The 18254-nt window shown below is 69.6% G+C and carries 15 protein-coding genes; 4 read left to right on the forward strand and 11 right to left on the reverse strand.

The window, feature by feature from the left end; genetic code table 11:
- The first annotated feature begins 1 nt into the window (after nucleotide 1).
- Nucleotides 2-658 carry an NAD(P)H-binding protein gene (locus OHA25_RS49720; protein ID WP_327583836.1) on the forward strand — a complete coding sequence of 219 codons (657 nt, stop codon included), beginning with the start codon at nucleotides 2-4 and terminating at the stop codon, nucleotides 656-658.
- On the opposite strand, the gene kduD is transcribed toward OHA25_RS49720, so the two are convergent.
- The 8 genes from kduD to OHA25_RS49760 are packed head-to-tail and all read right to left on the reverse strand — an operon-like array spanning nucleotide 607 to nucleotide 9640.
- On the reverse strand, nucleotides 607-1362 hold the full coding sequence (gene kduD, locus OHA25_RS49725) for a 2-dehydro-3-deoxy-D-gluconate 5-dehydrogenase KduD (RefSeq protein WP_327583837.1): 756 nt from the start codon (nucleotides 1360-1362) through the stop codon (nucleotides 607-609). The genes OHA25_RS49720 and kduD overlap by 52 nt on opposite strands.
- The gene (gene kduI, locus OHA25_RS49730) at nucleotides 1359-2189 is read right to left on the reverse strand and encodes a 5-dehydro-4-deoxy-D-glucuronate isomerase (RefSeq protein ID WP_327583838.1); all 831 of its coding nucleotides are present in this window, start codon (nucleotides 2187-2189) and stop codon (nucleotides 1359-1361) included. The genes kduD and kduI overlap by 4 nt, the downstream gene beginning before the upstream one ends.
- On the reverse strand, nucleotides 2186-3247 hold the full coding sequence (locus OHA25_RS49735; protein WP_327583839.1) for a glycoside hydrolase family 88 protein: 1062 nt from the start codon (nucleotides 3245-3247) through the stop codon (nucleotides 2186-2188). Before OHA25_RS49735 ends, kduI begins: the two co-directional genes overlap by 4 nt.
- Entirely contained in the window at nucleotides 3244-5820 is a 2577-nt protein-coding gene (locus OHA25_RS49740; protein WP_327583840.1) for a hypothetical protein, read from the reverse strand. The genes OHA25_RS49735 and OHA25_RS49740 overlap by 4 nt, the downstream gene beginning before the upstream one ends.
- A gap of 8 nt (nucleotides 5821-5828) precedes the next feature.
- Nucleotides 5829-6683 (reverse strand): carbohydrate ABC transporter permease, encoded by an 855-nt coding sequence (locus OHA25_RS49745; protein ID WP_305916003.1) that lies wholly within the window; start codon nucleotides 6681-6683, stop codon nucleotides 5829-5831.
- Complete coding sequence (locus OHA25_RS49750; protein WP_305916002.1) at nucleotides 6680-7576, reverse strand: carbohydrate ABC transporter permease; 897 nt, start codon at nucleotides 7574-7576, stop codon at nucleotides 6680-6682. Before OHA25_RS49750 ends, OHA25_RS49745 begins: the two co-directional genes overlap by 4 nt.
- The gene (locus OHA25_RS49755; protein ID WP_327583841.1) at nucleotides 7573-8841 is read right to left on the reverse strand and encodes an ABC transporter substrate-binding protein; all 1269 of its coding nucleotides are present in this window, start codon (nucleotides 8839-8841) and stop codon (nucleotides 7573-7575) included. The genes OHA25_RS49750 and OHA25_RS49755 overlap by 4 nt, the downstream gene beginning before the upstream one ends.
- A gap of 7 nt (nucleotides 8842-8848) precedes the next feature.
- Entirely contained in the window at nucleotides 8849-9640 is a 792-nt protein-coding gene (locus tag OHA25_RS49760; RefSeq protein WP_327583842.1) for an IclR family transcriptional regulator, read from the reverse strand.
- A gap of 199 nt (nucleotides 9641-9839) precedes the next feature.
- Here OHA25_RS49760 and OHA25_RS49765 point away from each other — a divergent pair, with 199 nt between their 5' ends.
- Nucleotides 9840-11681, forward strand: a complete 1842-nt coding sequence (locus OHA25_RS49765; protein WP_327583843.1) for a glycoside hydrolase family 15 protein — start codon at nucleotides 9840-9842, stop codon at nucleotides 11679-11681.
- A gap of 132 nt (nucleotides 11682-11813) precedes the next feature.
- On the opposite strand, the gene infA is transcribed toward OHA25_RS49765, so the two are convergent.
- The 3 genes from infA to OHA25_RS49780 form a co-directional block, all read right to left on the reverse strand.
- Nucleotides 11814-12038, reverse strand: coding sequence for a translation initiation factor IF-1 (gene infA, locus OHA25_RS49770; RefSeq protein ID WP_305915996.1), 225 nt, complete (start codon nucleotides 12036-12038; stop codon nucleotides 11814-11816).
- Nucleotides 12039-12099: 61 nt separating this feature from the next.
- Nucleotides 12100-12852, reverse strand: a complete 753-nt coding sequence (locus tag OHA25_RS49775; protein WP_327583844.1) for a GNAT family N-acetyltransferase — start codon at nucleotides 12850-12852, stop codon at nucleotides 12100-12102.
- 217 nt (nucleotides 12853-13069) lie between these two features.
- Nucleotides 13070-14437, reverse strand: a complete 1368-nt coding sequence (locus OHA25_RS49780; protein WP_327583845.1) for a hypothetical protein — start codon at nucleotides 14435-14437, stop codon at nucleotides 13070-13072.
- A gap of 292 nt (nucleotides 14438-14729) precedes the next feature.
- On the opposite strand from OHA25_RS49780, the gene OHA25_RS49785 reads away from it, so the two are divergent.
- Together OHA25_RS49785 and OHA25_RS49790 are read left to right on the forward strand one after the other, a co-directional pair.
- Nucleotides 14730-16481 (forward strand): ABC transporter ATP-binding protein, encoded by a 1752-nt coding sequence (locus OHA25_RS49785; protein ID WP_327583846.1) that lies wholly within the window; start codon nucleotides 14730-14732, stop codon nucleotides 16479-16481.
- Nucleotides 16478-18235, forward strand: a complete 1758-nt coding sequence (locus tag OHA25_RS49790; RefSeq protein WP_327583847.1) for an ABC transporter ATP-binding protein — start codon at nucleotides 16478-16480, stop codon at nucleotides 18233-18235. The genes OHA25_RS49785 and OHA25_RS49790 overlap by 4 nt, the downstream gene beginning before the upstream one ends.
- The last annotated feature ends 19 nt before the right edge of the window (nucleotides 18236-18254 follow it).

The following is an 18254-nucleotide window of genomic DNA, read 5'->3' on the forward strand; positions in this document are numbered from 1 at the left end:
GATGAAGGCTCTGGTGATCGGCGCGAGCGGAAAGACCGGCAGGCCGGTAGTGGAGGCGCTGGCGGCACGCGGTGTGGAGGTGCGTGCGGCCCGCCGCGCCCCCGTCCCGGCCGGGGTGCTGTTCGACTGGGCCGACCCCGGCACGTGGCAGGAGGCGTTGCGGGACGCCGACGCGTTGTACGTGGTCGGCCCGTACATGTATCCGGACCGGCCTGCTCTGGTCGGCGACCTGCTGGCGGCGGCACCGCACGCGCGGCGGGTGGTGCTGCTGTCGGTGCTGGGGGTGCTGACGTTGCCGGTGGCCGACGCGGCGGTGGGCTTCGTCGACACCCGCGACGTCGCGGAGGTGACGGCCGCCGCGCACACCGAGGACGGCCACGGCGGGCCGGATCCACGTCCTCACCGGCCCAGAGGCGCTCACGTACGCGCAGGTCACGCGAGTCCTGGGCGAGGCCGCCGGCCGGGAACTGCGGTACGCCGCCCTCGACGCGGACGAGCACGTGGCCGGGATGCGGGCGGCGGGCCTCGACGAACGTTCCGGCCGTTCCGACGCAGCGCTGACCCGGCGGCGGCAGGTGTCAGCGGGCGAGCCAGCCGCCGCAGGCGTCAGCGGGAGAGCCAGCCGCCGTCGACGGCGAGCACGTGGCCGCACACGTAGTCGGACGCGGGTGCGGCCAGGAAGACGGCGGCGCCGGCCAGATCGGCGGGCGTGCCCCACCGGCCGGCCGGGATCCGGCCGCGGATCTGCGGCTCCCGCACCGGGTCGGCGCGCAGCGCGGTCGTGTTGCCGGTGGCGATGTAGCCGGGGGCGATGGCGTTGACCTGGACGCCGTCGCCCGCCCATTCGTTGGCCAGGGCGCGGGTCATGCCCACGACCGCGTGCTTGCTGGCCGTGTACGCGGCGACGTTGACGCCGCCTTGGAAGGACAGCAGCGACGCAATCGAGATGATCTTGCCGCTGCGGCGGGCCAGCATCTGCCTGCCCGCGGCCCGCGTGATCGTGAACACGGCGTCGAGGTTGACGGTCATCACCGCGTCCCAGTCCTCGTCGCCCATGCTCACGGCAGGAGAGCGGCGGATGATCCCCGCATTGTTGACCAGGATGTCCACGCGCGTCTCGGCGAGCAGCCCCTCGACGTCGTCGGCGAGCCCCGGACCATGGGAGAGGTCGCGAATCCACCGCCGGGCCGGGCGGCCATGAGCCTCGACCGCCTGCTGGGTCTCGTCGAGGTCGTCGCGGTGACCGTGGAGCACCAGGTCGGCTCCCGCCTCGGCGAGGCCGATCGCGATCGCTTGTCCGATGCCGGTGCGCGCGCCGGTGACGAGCGCCGTCCGGCCGGTCAGGTCGAACAGCGGGTTCATCGCAGCTCCGCGATCGGGTACGGCTCGACGTCGGCGTAGTCGATGTTCTCCCCGCCCATGGCCCAGACGAACGCGTAGTTGCCGGTGCCGAAGCCGCAGTGGATGGACCACGGCGGCGAGATGACGGCCTGCCGGTCGGCGACGATGAGGTTGCGGGTCTGGTCGGGGCGGCCCATCAGGTGCACGACCCGATCGCTCGGCTCGAGACCGAAGTAGAGGTAGACCTCGGTGCGCCGGTCATGGACGTGCGCGGGCATGGTGTTCCACATGCTGCCGGCGGCGAGTTCGGTGATGCCGAGGACGAGCTGGCAGCTCTGGATGCCGTCGGCGTGGATGAACTTGTAGATGGTGCGCTCGTTGGAGCTGCGCTGCTCGCCCAGTCGGATCGGGGTGGCGTCGGCCAGGGTGCCCTTGCGGGTGGGGTGCGTGGCGTGCGCCGGGGTGGAGACGAGATAGAAGGCGGCCCCGCCCTCGCCGGCGAAGGAGACGTCGCGGCTGCCTCTGCCGACGTAGAGGACCTCTTTGGCCTCCAGCTTGTGGTCGGTCCCGTCGACGGTGACGGTGCCCGGATCGGTGCCGACGTTGACGACGCCGAGCTCGCGACGGGCGAGGAAGTGGTCGGCACGCAGCGGGTCGGCGGTCTCCAGCGTCACGGGCGCACCCGACGGGCGTACGCCGCCGACGACGATGCGGTCCTCGTGGCTGTAGACCATGCTGATGGCGCTGCCGAAAAGATCCTCGACGAGGAAGCGCGAGCGTAGCGCGTCGGTGTCGAATCCCGGAATCTGGTCCGGGTCGGTGGCGTGCCTGACGTTCATGACGTTCATGTCGTCTCCCGGAGTGCTGCCGCGTACGCCTGCAGGGCCAGGCCCTGGCCCCAGGGTTGGATCAGGTCGTCGCGGATGACGGAGTAGCCGAACGGGATCAGCTGCAGGACCGTGCCGGCGCTGGTGCGGGTGAGCGTGCCGTCGTCGGCGACGTAGGCGTGCACGCCGGCGAGCGCGCGCCATGCGCACGCGCGAAGGCGTTCCGGCTCGATGCCGAGGGCGGCCGCGCGGAACATGGCTGCGGCGAGGCCGGCGGCGGCGGAGGTTTCGAGGATGCCGCGGTTCTCCGGCTGCCCGTCGACGAGCACGTCCCAGATCCCGTACGCGGGCTGGAGGTCGGCCAGCGTGAGCAGCTGGCGGCGCAGCACCTCGCGTACCGGCTGGGACAGGGCTCCCCCGGCCTCCAGGTATTCGACCGATGCCAGAGCGGTCCACGCGTTGGCGCGGCCCCAGAAGTTCCAGATCGTGCGGCCCTCGTGGGAGCCGTGCGCGTACAGCCCGGTTTCGGGGTGCTGGAGGATCTCGGCGTGGGCGAGGATCTGGTCGCCCGCTTCCTCGATCAGCTCAGGCCGGCCCGTGTGCAGTCCATAGTGGATGAGGAATGTGCCGCCCATGTAGACGGTGTCGGCCCAGACACCGCCGGGCCAGTGCTCGATGGCGCCGCCGGGCGCGCGGGTCACGGCGTCGTCGTGGCGCAGCCAGTCCAGCATGCGTTCGCAGGCGTCGGCGTAGCGGCGTTCGCCGGTCGCACCGTACAGGTCGGCACAGACCGCGCCGGGCGCGAGGTTGTTGACGTGGCCGAGCTCGATGCCGTCGCGGAGATGCCCGTCGACGAACTCGGTGACGAACGGGTGCACGGGCGTCAGGCGCATCATGCCCTGCAGCACGACTCCCTCACCCCAGAACCAGTGGGTGAGGCCCATGGCCACGGCCCGGTCGGCGATGCGCCCGGCGGTCTTGGCCAGCACCTCTGGGGTGAGGTCCGCCAGGTCGGCGGGGCGCCGAGGCGGCTGCGACCGGCTCGCCTGGCTGGTGTCCAGTCCACGCCCCTTACTCATGTGCTCCGGCCTTTCCGCAGGTCGATCAGGTGCGATCCGATGGACAGGGTTTCGTCGCCGAACTCGATGCGAGCGTAGGGGTTGTCGAGCTGGGGAACCGGGGCGATCGTGCCGTCGGCGGCCAGGTCGGCCGGGCGGCCGTTGACAGTGAAGGGGCCGCGCCACGTCAGGTTCAGCTCGTCGCCCTCGGGGGTGGTGAAGGCGACGCCGTCGCGGAGGAAGCGGGGCTCGGTCAGGGACGCGATGAAGCCGGCGTGCCGTCCGACGGTGCAGATCCAGGCCGTGCCCGGTCCGCGGGGCCGAAGCTCCTGCCAGGCGTCGGGTCCGGTGGTCACGGGCTCCGCCCCGCCTTCCGTGGCGAGGGCGACGTAGCCGCCGCCCTTGCGTCCGACGGTCCACACGCCGTGCTGGGTCCACTCGTCGAACTCGGCGATGGGGAACCACGCGTGCGTGTAGCCCATGACGTCGTCGCCTGGGATCCGGTACAGCGCCAGCACCGTGCCTTCGTGCTGGCGGGCCCTGGGCAGGATCCGGTTGCCGGCCCAGGCGTTGGGCCGGGCCGACGGTGAGGTGGAGGAGTTCGGCGCGTGCGTCACGAACACCTGGGTCTCCGGCCCCAGGGTGGCGCCCCAGATGTGTTCCTGGAGACCGGGCAGGCCGGGCCGGTAGTCGTTCGCGCACGAGAGCATCACGTCCGGGGTCTTGAACACCGTCACATCCGACCCGTACGACCTGCTGAGCAGGTCGTGGGCGAAGCGGTACTCCCCACGGTAGCTCTGCCTGCCCTGCCACCGGTCAGGCAGGTCGTTCGCGGCCTGGCGGATGACCTCCGGCATGCGGTAACGGCGCGCGGTGGCGATGGCCGCGGCCGGCAGGACGGCGTCGTTGAGCGCGCCGGTGCCGAAACAGAGCCACATGATCGGCGCCGTCTCCTCCAGCCGCGACGACCGCAGCGTGGAGACATAGGAGCGGCCGTGGGCGCACCCGTGGATGCCGCGCCAGGAGTTCGCCGCCAGGCTGAACAGCACCCGGTCCGCCACCCCCGCCGCCAGCGATCTGATCTCGTCGTCCTCGGCGAACTCCACCAGGGAGACCAGCGCGAGCAGGTCGATCGCGAGATAGGCGTTGGAGTCGAACTCGCTGAACCCGCCGGCGAGCTTGCGGCGCATCCACTCGGCCGCCATCTCCCGCCCGTGCGCGGCGTGCTGCGCGCCGGTCCAGCCGGTGCCCGAGAACGTCTCGTCACCCAGCGCCGTACCCCATAGCAGCTCCGCGGTGTGCCAGACGAGCTGGTGGTTCTCGGTGAAGTAGCACATGGCGTCCAGGCCGGGCTGGTCGATCCAGTACTTGAAGCCGAGCATCGCTTCCCGTACGCGCTCGCGCAGGCCGGGTTCCCACGCGGCGGCGCGGTGCCAGAGATGCGCCAGGCCGACCGCCTCGAAGTCGGCGCAGTCGGCCCGGTTGTCGATCATCCACAGGGCGCGTTCCAGGCCGGAGACGACATACGACGGGTCCTCGACGGCGCGCACCAGCTCGGCGGCCGACGTCCCTTCCATGGTCGCGGCGTGACGCAGGAACTCGGCCCGCCAGGTGGCGGGATCACCTTCCGGCGCCGAGCGGTACTCCCGGGGCAGGACGGCGACCGGGAACTCCCTGAATACCGGCGAACCATCGACGAAAACCCGCAGCACCGTCTCGCCGGTCGACAACATGGAGGCGTTCCCGACCTCCACGCCGCCTTCGGTCTTGTCGAGTCGCAGGGTCGCCCGTCCACCGGTCAACCGCACGAGACGCTCCTGATCCGCCCAGCGGACACGCAGCGCGGCGCCGTCGGGGCCGACGATCGGCACCGTGCCGTCGGCCGTCCCCCACCGGGTCACCCCCACGGCGTCGAGGACCCGTTCGGCGACGGCGCCGGTGTCCTCGCGACCGCCGCCGGGCAGCACGACGCGGACGGGCAGTCCCTCCACCCGCAGCCGCAGCACCTGCCTGCACTCGCGGAAGGCGACCTGCCAGGAGGCGACGACCACCGTCGAGATGCCGGAGGGCAGCCAGACCCGTCGCGCACGCTCGGCGGGCTCCATGTAGGTGAATCCGTCGGACTCCTCCAGCAGCTCGCCGTTGAGGAACAACAACGTCGGCCCGGTCGAGGCCAGCCGGAGCGTGCGCCACTCGGCCTGGTCGACCTCCAGGTGGGTGGCCGCGAGCGCGACCCGGTACTCCGGGGTGAAGCAGAACGCGCTCCAGTCCACGAGCCCGTCGGCGCCGGTGTGCGTCCGGCGCCACTCCCCCGTGTGCTCCCTGTCAGTGTTCGAGGGGTAGCCGATCGGGCCGCCCTCGACGATCGGCCCGGTCACCGGGTCGCGCGGCAACGGCCGGTGCCGGTACAGCTCCTGCTTGAACGGGGTCACGTCCGGGCCGTTGGTCAGCACCCACCGACCCCGCTCTCCCCACGGGTCCCCGTCAGCTCTCAGGTGTTTCCCGAGGTCATCAGCGGGTTCCCGCCAGGCGGGACTGACCAGCCAGTCCAGTACGGTGCCGCGGTCGTCGAGCGCGTGCACGGTGCGATCCATGTGAACCTCTACTTGAATCCGGTGTTGGCGATGCCGCGAACGATGTGGCGCTGCAGGATCAGGAAGATCACGACGACCGGGAGCATACTGACCACCGACATCGCCAGGATGTAGTTGAACGGCACCGACAGCTGGCTGTTGAACTGAGCCAGGGCCACCGGCAGGGTGTACTTCGCCTGGTCCTGGCTGATGATCAGCGGCCACAGGAAGTCGTTCCACCGCCACATCACCGAGAAGATCGTGACCACCGCGAGCGCCGCGCCGCACAAGGGCACCACGATCCTGGCGAAGATCCGGAACTCGCCCGCGCCGTCGATGCGGGCCGCCTCGATGAGGTCGTCGGGGATGCCCAGCATGTACTGGCGCAGCAGGAACACGCCTGTCGGGGTGGCCGCGGGCGGGATGATCAGCCCCCACAGCGAGTTCACCAGTCCCAGCTGGGCGGCCATCTGGTAGACGGGGATGAAGATGAGCTGGAGCGGGATCATGATGGTGCCGAGCACGATCAGGAACAACACGTCACGGCCGCGGAAGTTGTATTTCGCCAGCCCGTAGGCGCACATCGTGTTGACGACCACGGTCAGCAGCGTCGCGCCGACCGTCACGATCACGCTGTTCTGCAGATAGAGGCCGAAGTCGAACGAGCCGAGCGCCTCGGTGTAGTTGGCCGTCGCCAGCGATGACGGCAGCGGCGCCGGCGGTCGCTGCGCCAGCTCGCTCTGCGTCTTGAACGACGAGAGCACCGCCCACACCACCGGGGCGAGCACGACGATGCTCAATCCGATGAGGATCGCATACGTGACGACCTGTCCCACGGACGGGACGGCGCTCCCGCCGATCGAGGTCCACCGACGCCGGCTCACGTGGCCTCCTTGCGCCTGCCGTACAGGAAGTTGAGCAGAGTCAGCGCGAACACCGTGATGAACAGCACCACGGACGCGGCCGCGGCCAGGCCGTACCGGATCGGGGACTCGAAGGCGTTCTCGTAGATGTACTGGACCATCAGCGTGGTCGCGCCGATGGGGCCGCCGCCGGTGAGCGTCCAGATGTAGTCGAACGCCTGGAAACCGGCGATGAGGCTGAGGATGATCACCACCATCGTGGTCGGCCGCAGCAGCGGCAGCGTGATCTTCCGCAGCTGTTGCCAGTTCGTGGCGCCGTCCATCCTCGCGGCCTCGTAATACGTCGGATCGATGCCCTGCAGCCCGGCGAGGATGATGAGGATGTAGAAGCCGATGTGCATCCACAGCCCCACGAAGATCACAACGATCATCGCCAGGCCGCCGTCGACCAGCCACCCCGGTTGCCCCAGCCCGATCCGTCCCAGCACGGTGTTGAGCAACCCGTTGCCGCGGTCGAAGATCCAGCCCCAGATCAGGCCCACCACGACCGGCGACAACACGACCGGCAGGAAGAACACCGTGCGGAAGAACGCCCGGCCCTTGATGCGCCGGTTGAGCATCAAGGCCAGCGCCACCGACAGGACCGTCGTGAGCACCACGAAGCACGTGGCGAACACCGCGGTCGCGCGGGCGGCGCTCCAGAAGGCCTCCGAGCTGAGCAGCTCCTGGTAGTTCGCGCCGCCCACGAAGGTGAAGTCGCGGCCGTTGCGGCTGTCGTACAGGCTGATGTTGAAGTTATTGATCGCCGGGTACACGACGAACAACCCGAAGATCAGCATGTTGGGCAGGACGAACAGATACGGTGCGAGCCGCTGGTTCCACGGTTTGGCGCGGCGTGCGTGAGAAGGGCTCACTTGGTGTCCTTGATCGCCTTCTCCGCCGCGGCCTTGATCGTTTCGACGGCCTGCTCCGGCGTCTGGCTCTTGGCCAGCACCTTGCCCAGGGCGTCGACCGTGGCCTTCGCCGTGGCGGCGAACGCCGGGCTGTAGGAGGAGGCGAAGGCCTGCGGCGGGGTCCGGCTCACGTCGGCGAGGAACACCTTCATGTCGGCGTCACGCTGGGGGTAGTCGACGCCGGAGGAGATGAGGTCCTTCCTGGTCGGCAGGAAGTTGGCCTCCTTGGCCAGGCGTTCCTGCGACTCCTTGGAGTTCATGAAGGCGATGAAGTCGGCCGCGGCCTGCTGCCGCTTGCTCTGCTTGAACGACACCATGAACTTGCCGCCGGGGAATCCGCCGCACGTCTCCTGGCAGGGGTTCGGCGCGGCGGCCCAGGTGAACGTCGCGTCCTTGGCGAAGGCGCTGACCTGCCAGTTCCCGCTGATGTACACCGGGGTCTGCTGGGCCAGGAAGATCTCGTTGGCGGCCTTGTACTTGGAGCCGGCCTGCAGCCACAGGTCCGCGGGCATCACGCCGGAGGCGTTCAGGTCGGCGAAGAGCTTCACGGCCGCCGTCGTCTTCTGCGTGTCCAGCCCCACCGAGGTGCCGTCCGCGCTGAAGAACGCGGTGCCGAACTGGCTCAGCATGGTGGAGAAGCGGTGCCCTGAGACGTCCATCGCGATCGCGTACTGGGTCTTGTTGGCCTTCTGCACCTTCTGGGCGGCCGCCACCATCTCCTCCCACTTCCAGGGTTTGGTGACGTCCGGCAGCGACACCCCCGCCTTCTTGAACTGGTCCACGTTGACCATGGGGCCGTTCATCGTCAGGTCGCTCGGCACCGCGAGCAGCTCCCCGTTGGCTCCCTTGACGTAGGCGTTCGCGCCGTCGATGAACTGGCCGTCCAGCGCTGCCTTCTGGAACTGGTTCAGGTCCAGCAGATCGCTGCGGAAGGGCGAGATGTTCGTCAGCCGCGCGACGTCCGGCGCGTTCCCGCCGGACAGCCGCGCCTGGAGCCGCTGCTCCAGGTTGTCGAAGGGCACGATCTGGAGATCGACCTTCACGCCGCTCTTCTTCTCGTAGTCGGCGATCAGACTGCGGGTGGCCTGCTCATCAGGCCCGTCGGTGAAGTAGAGGTACGTCAGCGTCTTGTCATCGACCTGTTCGCTCCCGCCTCCGCTTGTCGTGCCCGGCGCACATGCGGCGAGCGTCACCATTGCGATGCAGGAGGCCAGGATCCGTCGCATCTTTGGGCTACCTTCCCAGATTTACAAAATTGACAGGCCCGACGAATCCGAGCCGGCGGGAGATCGCGAGTGCCACTTCGGACACTCTGCGCGGGACCACGTCCTGTTTTCCGAGCATCCGCTCACGCGGGCCCGCCACGCTGATCGCGCAGATGGGCATGCCGCGTTCGTCGCGGATCGCGGCGCCGAAGCAGAGCACGTCCGGTTCGTTCTCGCTGTTGTCGATCGAGTAGCCGCGAGCGCGGGTCTCGTCGAGCTCGGCGCGCAGCCTCGCACGGTCCGTGATCGTGGTCGGGGTGTACGGGGTCAGGTCGAGCCGGTCAATGAGGGCGTCGACCTCGTCGATCGGCAGAGCCGCGAGGTACGCCTTGCCGAGTGACGTGCTGTGCATCTGGCGGCGCACGCCGAGCAACCGGCGGACCGCGATGGAGTGGTCGGTGACGTCCTCGTGGGCGACGTACACCATCTGCTCGCCGTCGCGCACCGCCATCAGAGCCGCCTCGGACAACTCCCGGGACAGATCTCGCAGATGCGCCTGGGCGGCGAGGTAGGGGTCGAAGTTGCTCAGCGCCGCCATGCCGAGGGTGACGGCACGCGGACCGAGACTCACCTGTTCGGTGCCGTCCCAGTCGACGTAACCCCGCTGGCGGAGCGTGCCCAGGATCCGGTACGTGGCGCTTCGCGACAGACCCAGCCGGTCCGCGATCTGCACCGCTGTGATCGACCGCTCCGCGGCGAGCAACTCCAGAATCGCGAAACCGCGCTCCAGAGTCCCGGCCAGACGGTCAAGCTCCGCCATAGTTCCCTCTAACGGCCCGATGAATGGGATGTGAAACCGATAACTGGGAGGGAAGCTACTGATATCGCAGCCAAGAGTCAATAGTCGGTAATGTGGTGGTTGGCCTTACCTCATGGCGGCTGCCGGTCGCCGGGAAGATCTGTGCCCCTTTGACGAACGGCAGCGCCGCGTGAGCCAGTGCGCTGCCTATGTTGAAAACATGCAGGCAGACAACGCCGACGCGACGGCCAGCGCCTGGGACAACCCCCGCTACCTGCCGATCGGGGAGCACGGGCTGATCGGTGACCTGCGGACCGTCGCGCTCGTGGGCACCAACGGCACGATCGACTGGTACTGCTGTCCGAGATTCGACTCGCCCAGCGTGTTCGGCTCGATCCTGGACGCCGGCAAGGGCGGCTCGTTCGAGCTGGCGGCCGACGTGCCGGCGACCACCAAACAGTTCTACTTCCCCGACACCAACGTCCTGATCACCCGTTTCTTCGCCGAGGACGGGGTCGGCGAGATCCAGGACTTCATGCCGATCGCCGGCGACCGCCTCGAGGCCGACCGGCACCGGCTGATCCGCCGGATCTTCTGCGTACGCGGCACGATGCCGTTCCGCGCCCGGGTGGCGCCCCGGTTCGACTACGCCAGGCAGCCTCACACCCTCCACCTGGACGGGTCACGGACGACGTTCGAGTCGGAGTCGTTGTCCCTCGCCCTGTCCGCCAGCGTGCCCGTGGAGGCCGACGGTCAGGACGTCTGGAGCCGGTTCAAGCTGGCCGAGGGCGAGCACGCGGTGTTCGCCCTCGACCGCGTCGGCGCGGGGATAGCGCCTCGGGGCTGCCCGATCGAGGAGGCGGAAGCGGAGTTCTCCTCCACGGTGCGGTTCTGGCGGAAGTGGCTGTCGGCCTCCCGCTACCGGGGCCGGTGGCGGGAGGTCGTCCACCGCTCCGCCCTGACGCTGAAGCTGCTCACCTACGCGCCGACCGGCGGGATCGTCGCCGCCCCCACCACCAGCCTGCCCGAGCGGATCGGCGGGGCACGCAACTGGGACTACCGCTACGTGTGGGTACGCGACGCCGCGTTCTGCGTCTACGCCCTGCTCAGACTCGGCTTCACCGGGGAGGCCGAGGCGTTCATGGGGTTCCTGTCCAAGCACGTCGGGAGCGACCGCGACCTCGGCACCGGCCCCTTGCAGATCATGTACGGCATCGACGGCCGCAGCGACCTTCCCGAACAGGAGCTGACCCACCTCGAGGGCTACCGGGGATCATGCCCCGCCCGCGTGGGCAACGACGCGGTCCACCAGCTCCAGCTGGACATCTACGGAGCGCTCATCGACTCCATCTACCTGTACAACAAATGGGGCACCCCGATCTCCAGCGACCGCTGGGAGGAGGTGTGCACGCTGGTGAACTGGGTCTGCGACAACTGGGACCAGCCCGACGAGGGCATCTGGGAGACCCGCGGCGGACGCAAGAACTTCGTCTATTCGCGCCTGATGTGCTGGGTGGCCATCGAACGCGCCATGCGCATGGCCGCGCAGCGCGGTCTGCCCGCCGACATACCGCGCTGGCGGGAGGCCCGTGACACGATTTACCACGACATCATGCGGCACGGCTGGTCGGACAGTCTGCAGTCGTTCGTCCAGCACTTCGACGACGATGTCCTCGACGCGTCGATCCTGATGATGCCGCTGGCCAAGTTCGTCTCGCCCACCGATCCCAAATGGCTGTCCACGCTGGAGGCGCTCGGCCGTGACCTGGTCTCCGACTCGCTGGTCTACCGCTACGATCCCGAGGCCAGTCCCGACGGGCTGGTGGGCCCGGAAGGCACCTTCTCCATCTGCTCGTTCTGGTACGTCGAGGCCCTGGCCCGCGCCGGCCGCCTGGACGAGGCCCGCCTGGCCTTCGAGAAGATGCTGACCTACGCCAACCACCTCGGCCTGTACGCCGAGCAGATCGGCCACACCGGAGAGCAGCTCGGCAACTTCCCGCAGGCGTTCACCCACCTGGCGCTCATCAGCGCCGCCTTCAACCTCGACCACGCCCTCGGCTAGGCGCTTGCGCGCGGCTACTTCGGCGCCCAGTGACAGCGGTATCGGCGGCCGGCTCGAAGCCGGACGGTCGATACCGCTGTCGCGTCAGCGGAGAGCTTCTTTCCTCTTCTTCCGGGCGGGTCCCGCCCGCCGCTACGTCCTGTACCGGTAGAGGATCCGGCCGCGGGTGAGGTCGTACGGGCTGAGCTCCACGAGCACCCGGTCATACGGCAAGATCTTGATGTAGTTCTTCCGGATCTTCCCGCTGATGTGCGCTAACACCTTGTGCCCGTTCTCGAGCTCCACCTTGAAGGTGGCGTTGCGCAGGCACTCGATGACGGTGCCTTCGACTTCGATGCCGTCTGCTTTTCTTGCCATATTCTCGTGCTTCTCCGGTCGGTGACTGTGAGGCCGGTGCGGAAACGAATGTGGTGGGGTGTCAGCGGAGCACCAACTCCAGGTTGCTGCTCGCACGCCGGGCGCCGACGCCCTCGAACAGCGCCATGGCCGCGCCGTTGGATTCGTTCGCCTCGGCCGATGCCGTTTCGATCCCGCTGTGGTGCAGCGAACCCAGCACGTGGGCGAGCAGGGCCCGAGCGATGCCGCGGCGGTGGTGGCCGGACCGGACTGCGATCAGCCCGATGCGTGGCTGCCGGGGCACCGGTGCCACCCGGAGCAGTCCCACGTATTCATCGGACTGTGCTGCCACCGCGTACTTCGACGGGTCCCGCAGGGTAGCCCCGTCCAGGCGGGGCAACACCTCGGCCGGCATCTCCTGCCATCCGACCGCGGCCTCGACTTCGTCGCGAATCACGCGGTCCAACCGGCGCAGAGGGCCCTCCTCCGCCTCGCCGACGGCCACTATCGTCACGCCCGACGGCGGGAGCACTGAGCCGAGTCCCGTGACCCGCGGGTCGGTGGGCACGACGTACTCCCACTCGCGGCGCCGGGTCGAGAAGCCAGCTCGCTCCCAGTTGCACGTCACGTCGAGGTCAGCCTCGTCGACCACCGTGTACAGCGGCCTGGGCAGGTCCGCCAGCAGGGCGTCGGCCAGTTGGTCGAAGACCGCGTCGTGCCACGCGTCGATGCTGAGGAAGATCCGCCCGTCGGGCCTGCGCCAAGCGTCGCCGTGGCCGACCACGCGGTCGTCCTCCACAGCGTGCCATTGCCTCTCTGCGACCCGCTTGATCACTACGGCATGCTCGCCCATGCCCGGAGCGACATGTGCAGAATGATGATGATTCATAGGTTGTTGCCTTTCGGGATGGCCTTGTCGAGGCGCTCCCGGCGACACCTATGTCAATCGCCCAACCGTGATGACGAGGGGGAGCACCCACATCGATACAGCGTTCATGGGTCTCACCTCCTTGCGGCCTGTCACGGTCCCCCGCACGCTATCAGCCCGAACATCATCCTGCCCAACCGTTTTCCTGCCGACCGTCTCGGCGGGCCGCTGCCAGGCCGAGGGCCAGGCAGGTCAGCGGGATGGCCGGTGCCACATACCGGATGTCGTAGCCGGCCAGGAACGAGGGTGCCAGCATCAAAGCCGCGGCGGCCAGGCCGGGCAGGAGCGCGTCCACGCGTCGCCGCGCCGCCGCGAGGACCAGGGCGGCGGCGAGCACCACCATGAGCAAGGGGAACGGCAGGTAGCCGAAGCGCTGATAGGCGCGCAACCAGCCCGCGTACGGCTCGATGATCCTGGTGGCGGCCGGGCCGCCCTCGTACGCCTCCGCGACGGCCCGGACCGACTTCTGCAGGGGCCGCTCCTCGAGGGGGAACCAGTAGGGATTTCGCTTGGTGGCCGCGTCCGGGTCCGTGGTGCGTTCCCAGCGCAGCAGCCACCGCAGGTCATACCCGGCGGCGGTCAGGTAGTCGACCGGCTGCGCCCGGATGGCCGCCCAGGCGAACCGGCCGGCGAGCGCGTTGCGTTCTTCGCCGCGCACCGCATGGATCGGTGACCACGGGGCCCACAGCCAGAACGGCGGTGCCGGCCTGGAGGCCACGGGCGTACGGGGGCACAGTGGGGCGAGCTCGGGCTCCGGGCGGATCACGGCGCAGTCGGCGAACGTCGCGGTCCGCCCCCACAGGAACAGGCCGTCGGCCCTGGTGAGTCCGAAGGTGCCGCTCGTGGCGGCCATCCAGGTCGCGTACGCCAGCAGCGGCACCGCGCCCGCCAGGGCGAAATTGCGCCACACCCTCCAACCGCAGCGGCGAAGGAGCAGGTGGCCGGCCGCGAGGAGGAGCGCCACCAGGCCGATCGTCCTGGTGAGGGTCGCCAGCGCCAGCAGGGTCCCGCCGGTCGCCGCGGCCGCCGGCGTGATCCGCCGCCGCAGCAGCGCCAGGATCCCGCAGGTGATCAACACGACGAAGAGCGCGTCCGCCATGATCATGTGTTCCAGCAGGATCAGGAACTCGTCGTACAGCAGAGGTGCCGCCACAAGAGTCGCGCCCCATCCGGGCAGGCCCCGTCGCCGCAGGAGCGCGTACACCGCGACGGCCAGCGCCAACCCCAGCAGGTGCTGCACCGCGGTCACCAACTCCAGGCCAGGGCCGGGCGCGAGTACGGCGAGGAACAGCGAATATCCCAGCGGCCGGAACTCCCCCGGCACGGGCTGGGCGGCCGACGTCAGGTAGGCGAAGGAGTCGGCCCAGAACCACAGTGCCGGCCGGTAGCCGAGCATCGCCAGCCCGCGCAGGGCCAGTGCGAGCGTCAGCGCGACGATGAACACCCGGTGCCGCTTTACGGGCAGCACGACATCAACGGCTGATGCCGTCATGAGGCGGCTCCTCCGGCCGGAGCGTGGCCGGAATCCCGTCGGCGTCGCGGTGCTGATGACGTCGATGCGCGGGCCATAGGCGTTTGGCGCCGGCAGCGTCACCATTGCGTTACGTAATCGTGCATGAGCAGAGCGTGATCGTCTTGGAGCGTTCAAAGTTCACCTCGATCGGCGTGAAGAAAAAGGCGAGATGATCTTTGCATTGGGCTCATCTCGAACTCAAGATCGAAGCTGGTAATGCCCAATTCCCGATCTCGCAGGTCCGGGCGGAAGTACGTAGATCATCGATAAGGTGCGGCTTGTGCCTTCCTCCCCCAAGCGCCGGCTCCTGAGTTTCCTCGTGCTGGCCGGCTGGCCGTGGCTGGCGGCCGTTTCCCTCCTCGAACTGTTCCTCTTGGTGGAGCCCACCGCGGTGGCCCTGGTGACCGGTGAGTTGGTGGGCCGCCTGGCGGAGGGCACACGTCGGCAGGATGCCGCCTGGAGCGGCATGGGGACGATGCTGGCGCTGCTCGGCGCACTGCTGGTCACCGGTAACGTGCTCCGCTCGATGAGCATGCCGCTGGCCGACCGGGTGGGGCGGCGGATCGACGCCGCGGTCCGCGAAGAGCTGACCTCCCGGGTGCTGGCGCTGCCGACCCTGGATCGGGTGGAGGACGTCGCCGTCCAGGATGAGCTGACGACCATGCGTTCGCCGCTGCTGACCTGGACCGACGAGGGCATCGGTGCGGCGGCGGTGGGCCGCTTCCGAGCCGGGCTGACCATGGCCGGGCTGGTGACGGCGATGCTGGTGCTCTCCCAGGTCGTGTGGTGGTGGGGTCCGGCGACGGCCGCGGTGGCACTGCTTCTGGGCCGTTACCGGTCCGTCATGTGGCGGGAGTTCTTCCGAGTGGTGTCGGGCACCATGCCGGCCGCGCTGCGCGGACGCGCGTGGGAGGCGATGATGACCGACAACAGGGACGCCAAAGAGGTCCGGATCTTCGGGCTGACCGACTGGCTGGAGAGACACGCGCAGGAGAACATCGCCGACGCCGCGCAACGGGTCATCGATGCGCGGGTGGCCCTGCTCCGGCGCGAGATGTCGGTCTTCCTCGGGTGGGCGGCGACCGCGTCGGTGGTGTACGTGGCGGTGGCCACCTCCGGTGAGGTGTCGGTCGGCCAGATCGCCGCGACGATCGGCGCCGTGTCGGCGATGTTCGTCATCTCCATGTCGAGCCAGGGCGACGACATGGACGAGGTCGCGGCGCCCGCCGTGGACGCGGTCACCCGGATCCGCACGCTGGCCCCCGACCTGGAGCCGCCGCCCAGGCCGGACGGCGCCGGAGAGATCACTCTTCGGGACGTGGACTTCGGGTACGGGGAGGTCCGCGTACTGGAGGGCGTGACGCTGGCCCTCCGGCCCGGCGAGGTGATCGCGGTCGTGGGCGTGAACGGGGCGGGGAAGACGACCCTCGCCAAGCTCCTCACCGGCCAGTACCGCCCGCGGAACGCGAGCTCCGGCACCGTGGTCACCGAGCCCGCGGCGTATGCGGTCTATCAGGACTTCAACCGGTACGAGCTGAGCGCGTACGAGAACATCAGGATCGCCGCGCCGGATGCCACGCCGGAGCAGGTCGAGGCGGCGGCCCGCGCAGTGGACGCGACCGAAATGATCGAGAAGCTGGCCAAGGGCTGGGAGACGGTGCTCTCGCCCAAATACGCCGACGGTGGCGATCTGTCCGGCGGCCAGTGGCAGAAGATAGCGCTGGCCCGGGCGGCGCTGGCGGCCGCCTGCGGGGCGCGGCTGCTCGTGCTGGACGAGCCGACCGCCAACCTGGACATCGAAGCCGAGCTGGAGGCCTTCGACCGTATCCGCCAGGTGCGCGGCCAGGCGACCGTCGTGCTGATCTCACACCGGTTCTCCACCGTGCGGAAGGCGGACCGGATCGTCGTCCTGTCCGGCGGGCGCATCACCGAGGACGGAACCCACGACGAACTGCTCGCCGCCGGCGGGGAGTACGCGCGCATGTTCCACCTCCAGGCCCGGCAGTTCAAGGAGAGCGCATGAGGTTCGCCGAGATCCGCACCCTGCTGGGCGAATGCCTGCGTCATGCGCCGGGACGCACCTGGCTGCTGCTCGTCCTGACCCCGCTGGGCGCGGTCACCCCCGCGCTGACCGCCCTCGGCTTGCAAGGGATCGTGGACGGCGTGCTCACCGGCTCCCGGCCGCTGCTCATCGGCGGGGCGATCTGCGCGGCGACGGCGGGGGCCTTCGCCCTGGCCGGCACTCGCGTCATGCAGGTGCAGGCCGGCCTGGTGGGCAGCGAGGTCGGCGCCGTACTGGGCCGGCGGATCACCCGATGGTGCGCGACCCTGCCCACCACCGCGCACCTGGAGGACCCCGAGTCGCTGCGCCGGATCGAGCAGATCCGCGGACTCGGCCCACGAACCGTCACCACCGGGCTGGCCGGCCTGAGCGTGGTGCAGAGCGGGCTCTGGCTGGTCATCACCACGATCCTGCTGGCCAGGGTCCATCCCGTGCTGCTCGTGCTGCCGCTGTTCGCGGTGCCGTCGATCCTGCTCACCCGGACCACCTCGCGCAGGACCGAGGCGGCCAGGGCGAAGACCGCCGAGCGCAACCGCGCCGAACAGCACCTCTTCACGGTGATCACCGAGGCGAACTCGGCCAAGGAGCTCCGGCTCGGCACCTCCGGCGCGCACGCCGCCGCGATCGCGCGCCGCCTGCGCGAGGAGCGGACCGCGATCCTCTGGCGGGCCACGCTCGCCGTCGGCGGCCTCACCCTGATCGGCTCGCTCCTGTTCGTGGCGGCCTTCCTCGGGGCGCTGTTCCTCACCGTCCAGCTGGCGCTCTCCGGCGCGGTCAGTCCGGGCGCGCTGCTGCTGGTGGCCACGCTCGGCGGCCAGATCAGGGGCCAGCTCGACCTGCTCACCCATGCGCTCGCCCTCTCCGGCCGCGGCCTCACCATGGTCGGCCACTACCTGTGGTTCCGCGACCTGTACGGGGCGAGCTCCAGCGGCACGCTCTCCCCGCCCGACCGGCTCCGCGACGGCATCACCCTGTCCGGCGTGGATTTCTCCTACGGCGGACCGCCCGTGCTGCACGGCATCGACCTGCGTCTCCCGGCCGGGGCCACGGTGGCGCTGGTCGGCGACCACGGCAGCGGGAAGACGACGCTGGTCAAGCTGCTGTGCGGGTTCCACCAGCCGACCGGCGGAACCATCACCGTGGACGGGACACCCCTCACCGCGATGGATCCCGTGGCCTGGCGGGAACGCGTGACCTCGGCGTTCCAGGACTTCAGCCGCTTCCCGTTCCTGGCCCGCGAGGCCGTCGGCGTGGGCGACCTGCCCAGGATGCACGAGATCGCCGAGGCCGCCGAGAAGGGCGGCGCCGCCCAGGTCTTCGACCGGCTACCGGAGGGCGCGGAGACCCGGCTCGGCAAGGCCCTCGGCGACGGCGTCGAGCTCTCCGGCGGCCAATGGCAGAAGATCGCCCTGTCGCGGGCGTTCATGCGATCCATGCCGCTCCTCGCCGTGCTGGACGAGCCGACGGCCGCGCTGGACGCGGCCAGCGAGTACGAGGTCTACCAGCGGTACGCGGAGGCGGCCCAGGAGTGGCAGCGTGCCACCGGCGGGATCACCCTGCTGGTCTCGCACCGATTCGCCACCATCCGGATGGCCGACCTGATCGTCGTGCTCGACGGCGGGCGCATCATCGAGTGCGGCACGCACGCCGAGCTCATCGACCTGGCCGGCCGGTACGCCCACTTGTACAACCTCCAGGCAGCCGCCTACGAGTGACTCTCCGCCGGCAGTCTGG

Origin of the sequence: Nonomuraea sp. NBC_00507, assembly GCF_036013525.1 — a bacterium.
In the GTDB taxonomy this organism is placed as follows: Bacteria; Actinomycetota; Actinomycetes; order Streptosporangiales; family Streptosporangiaceae; genus Nonomuraea.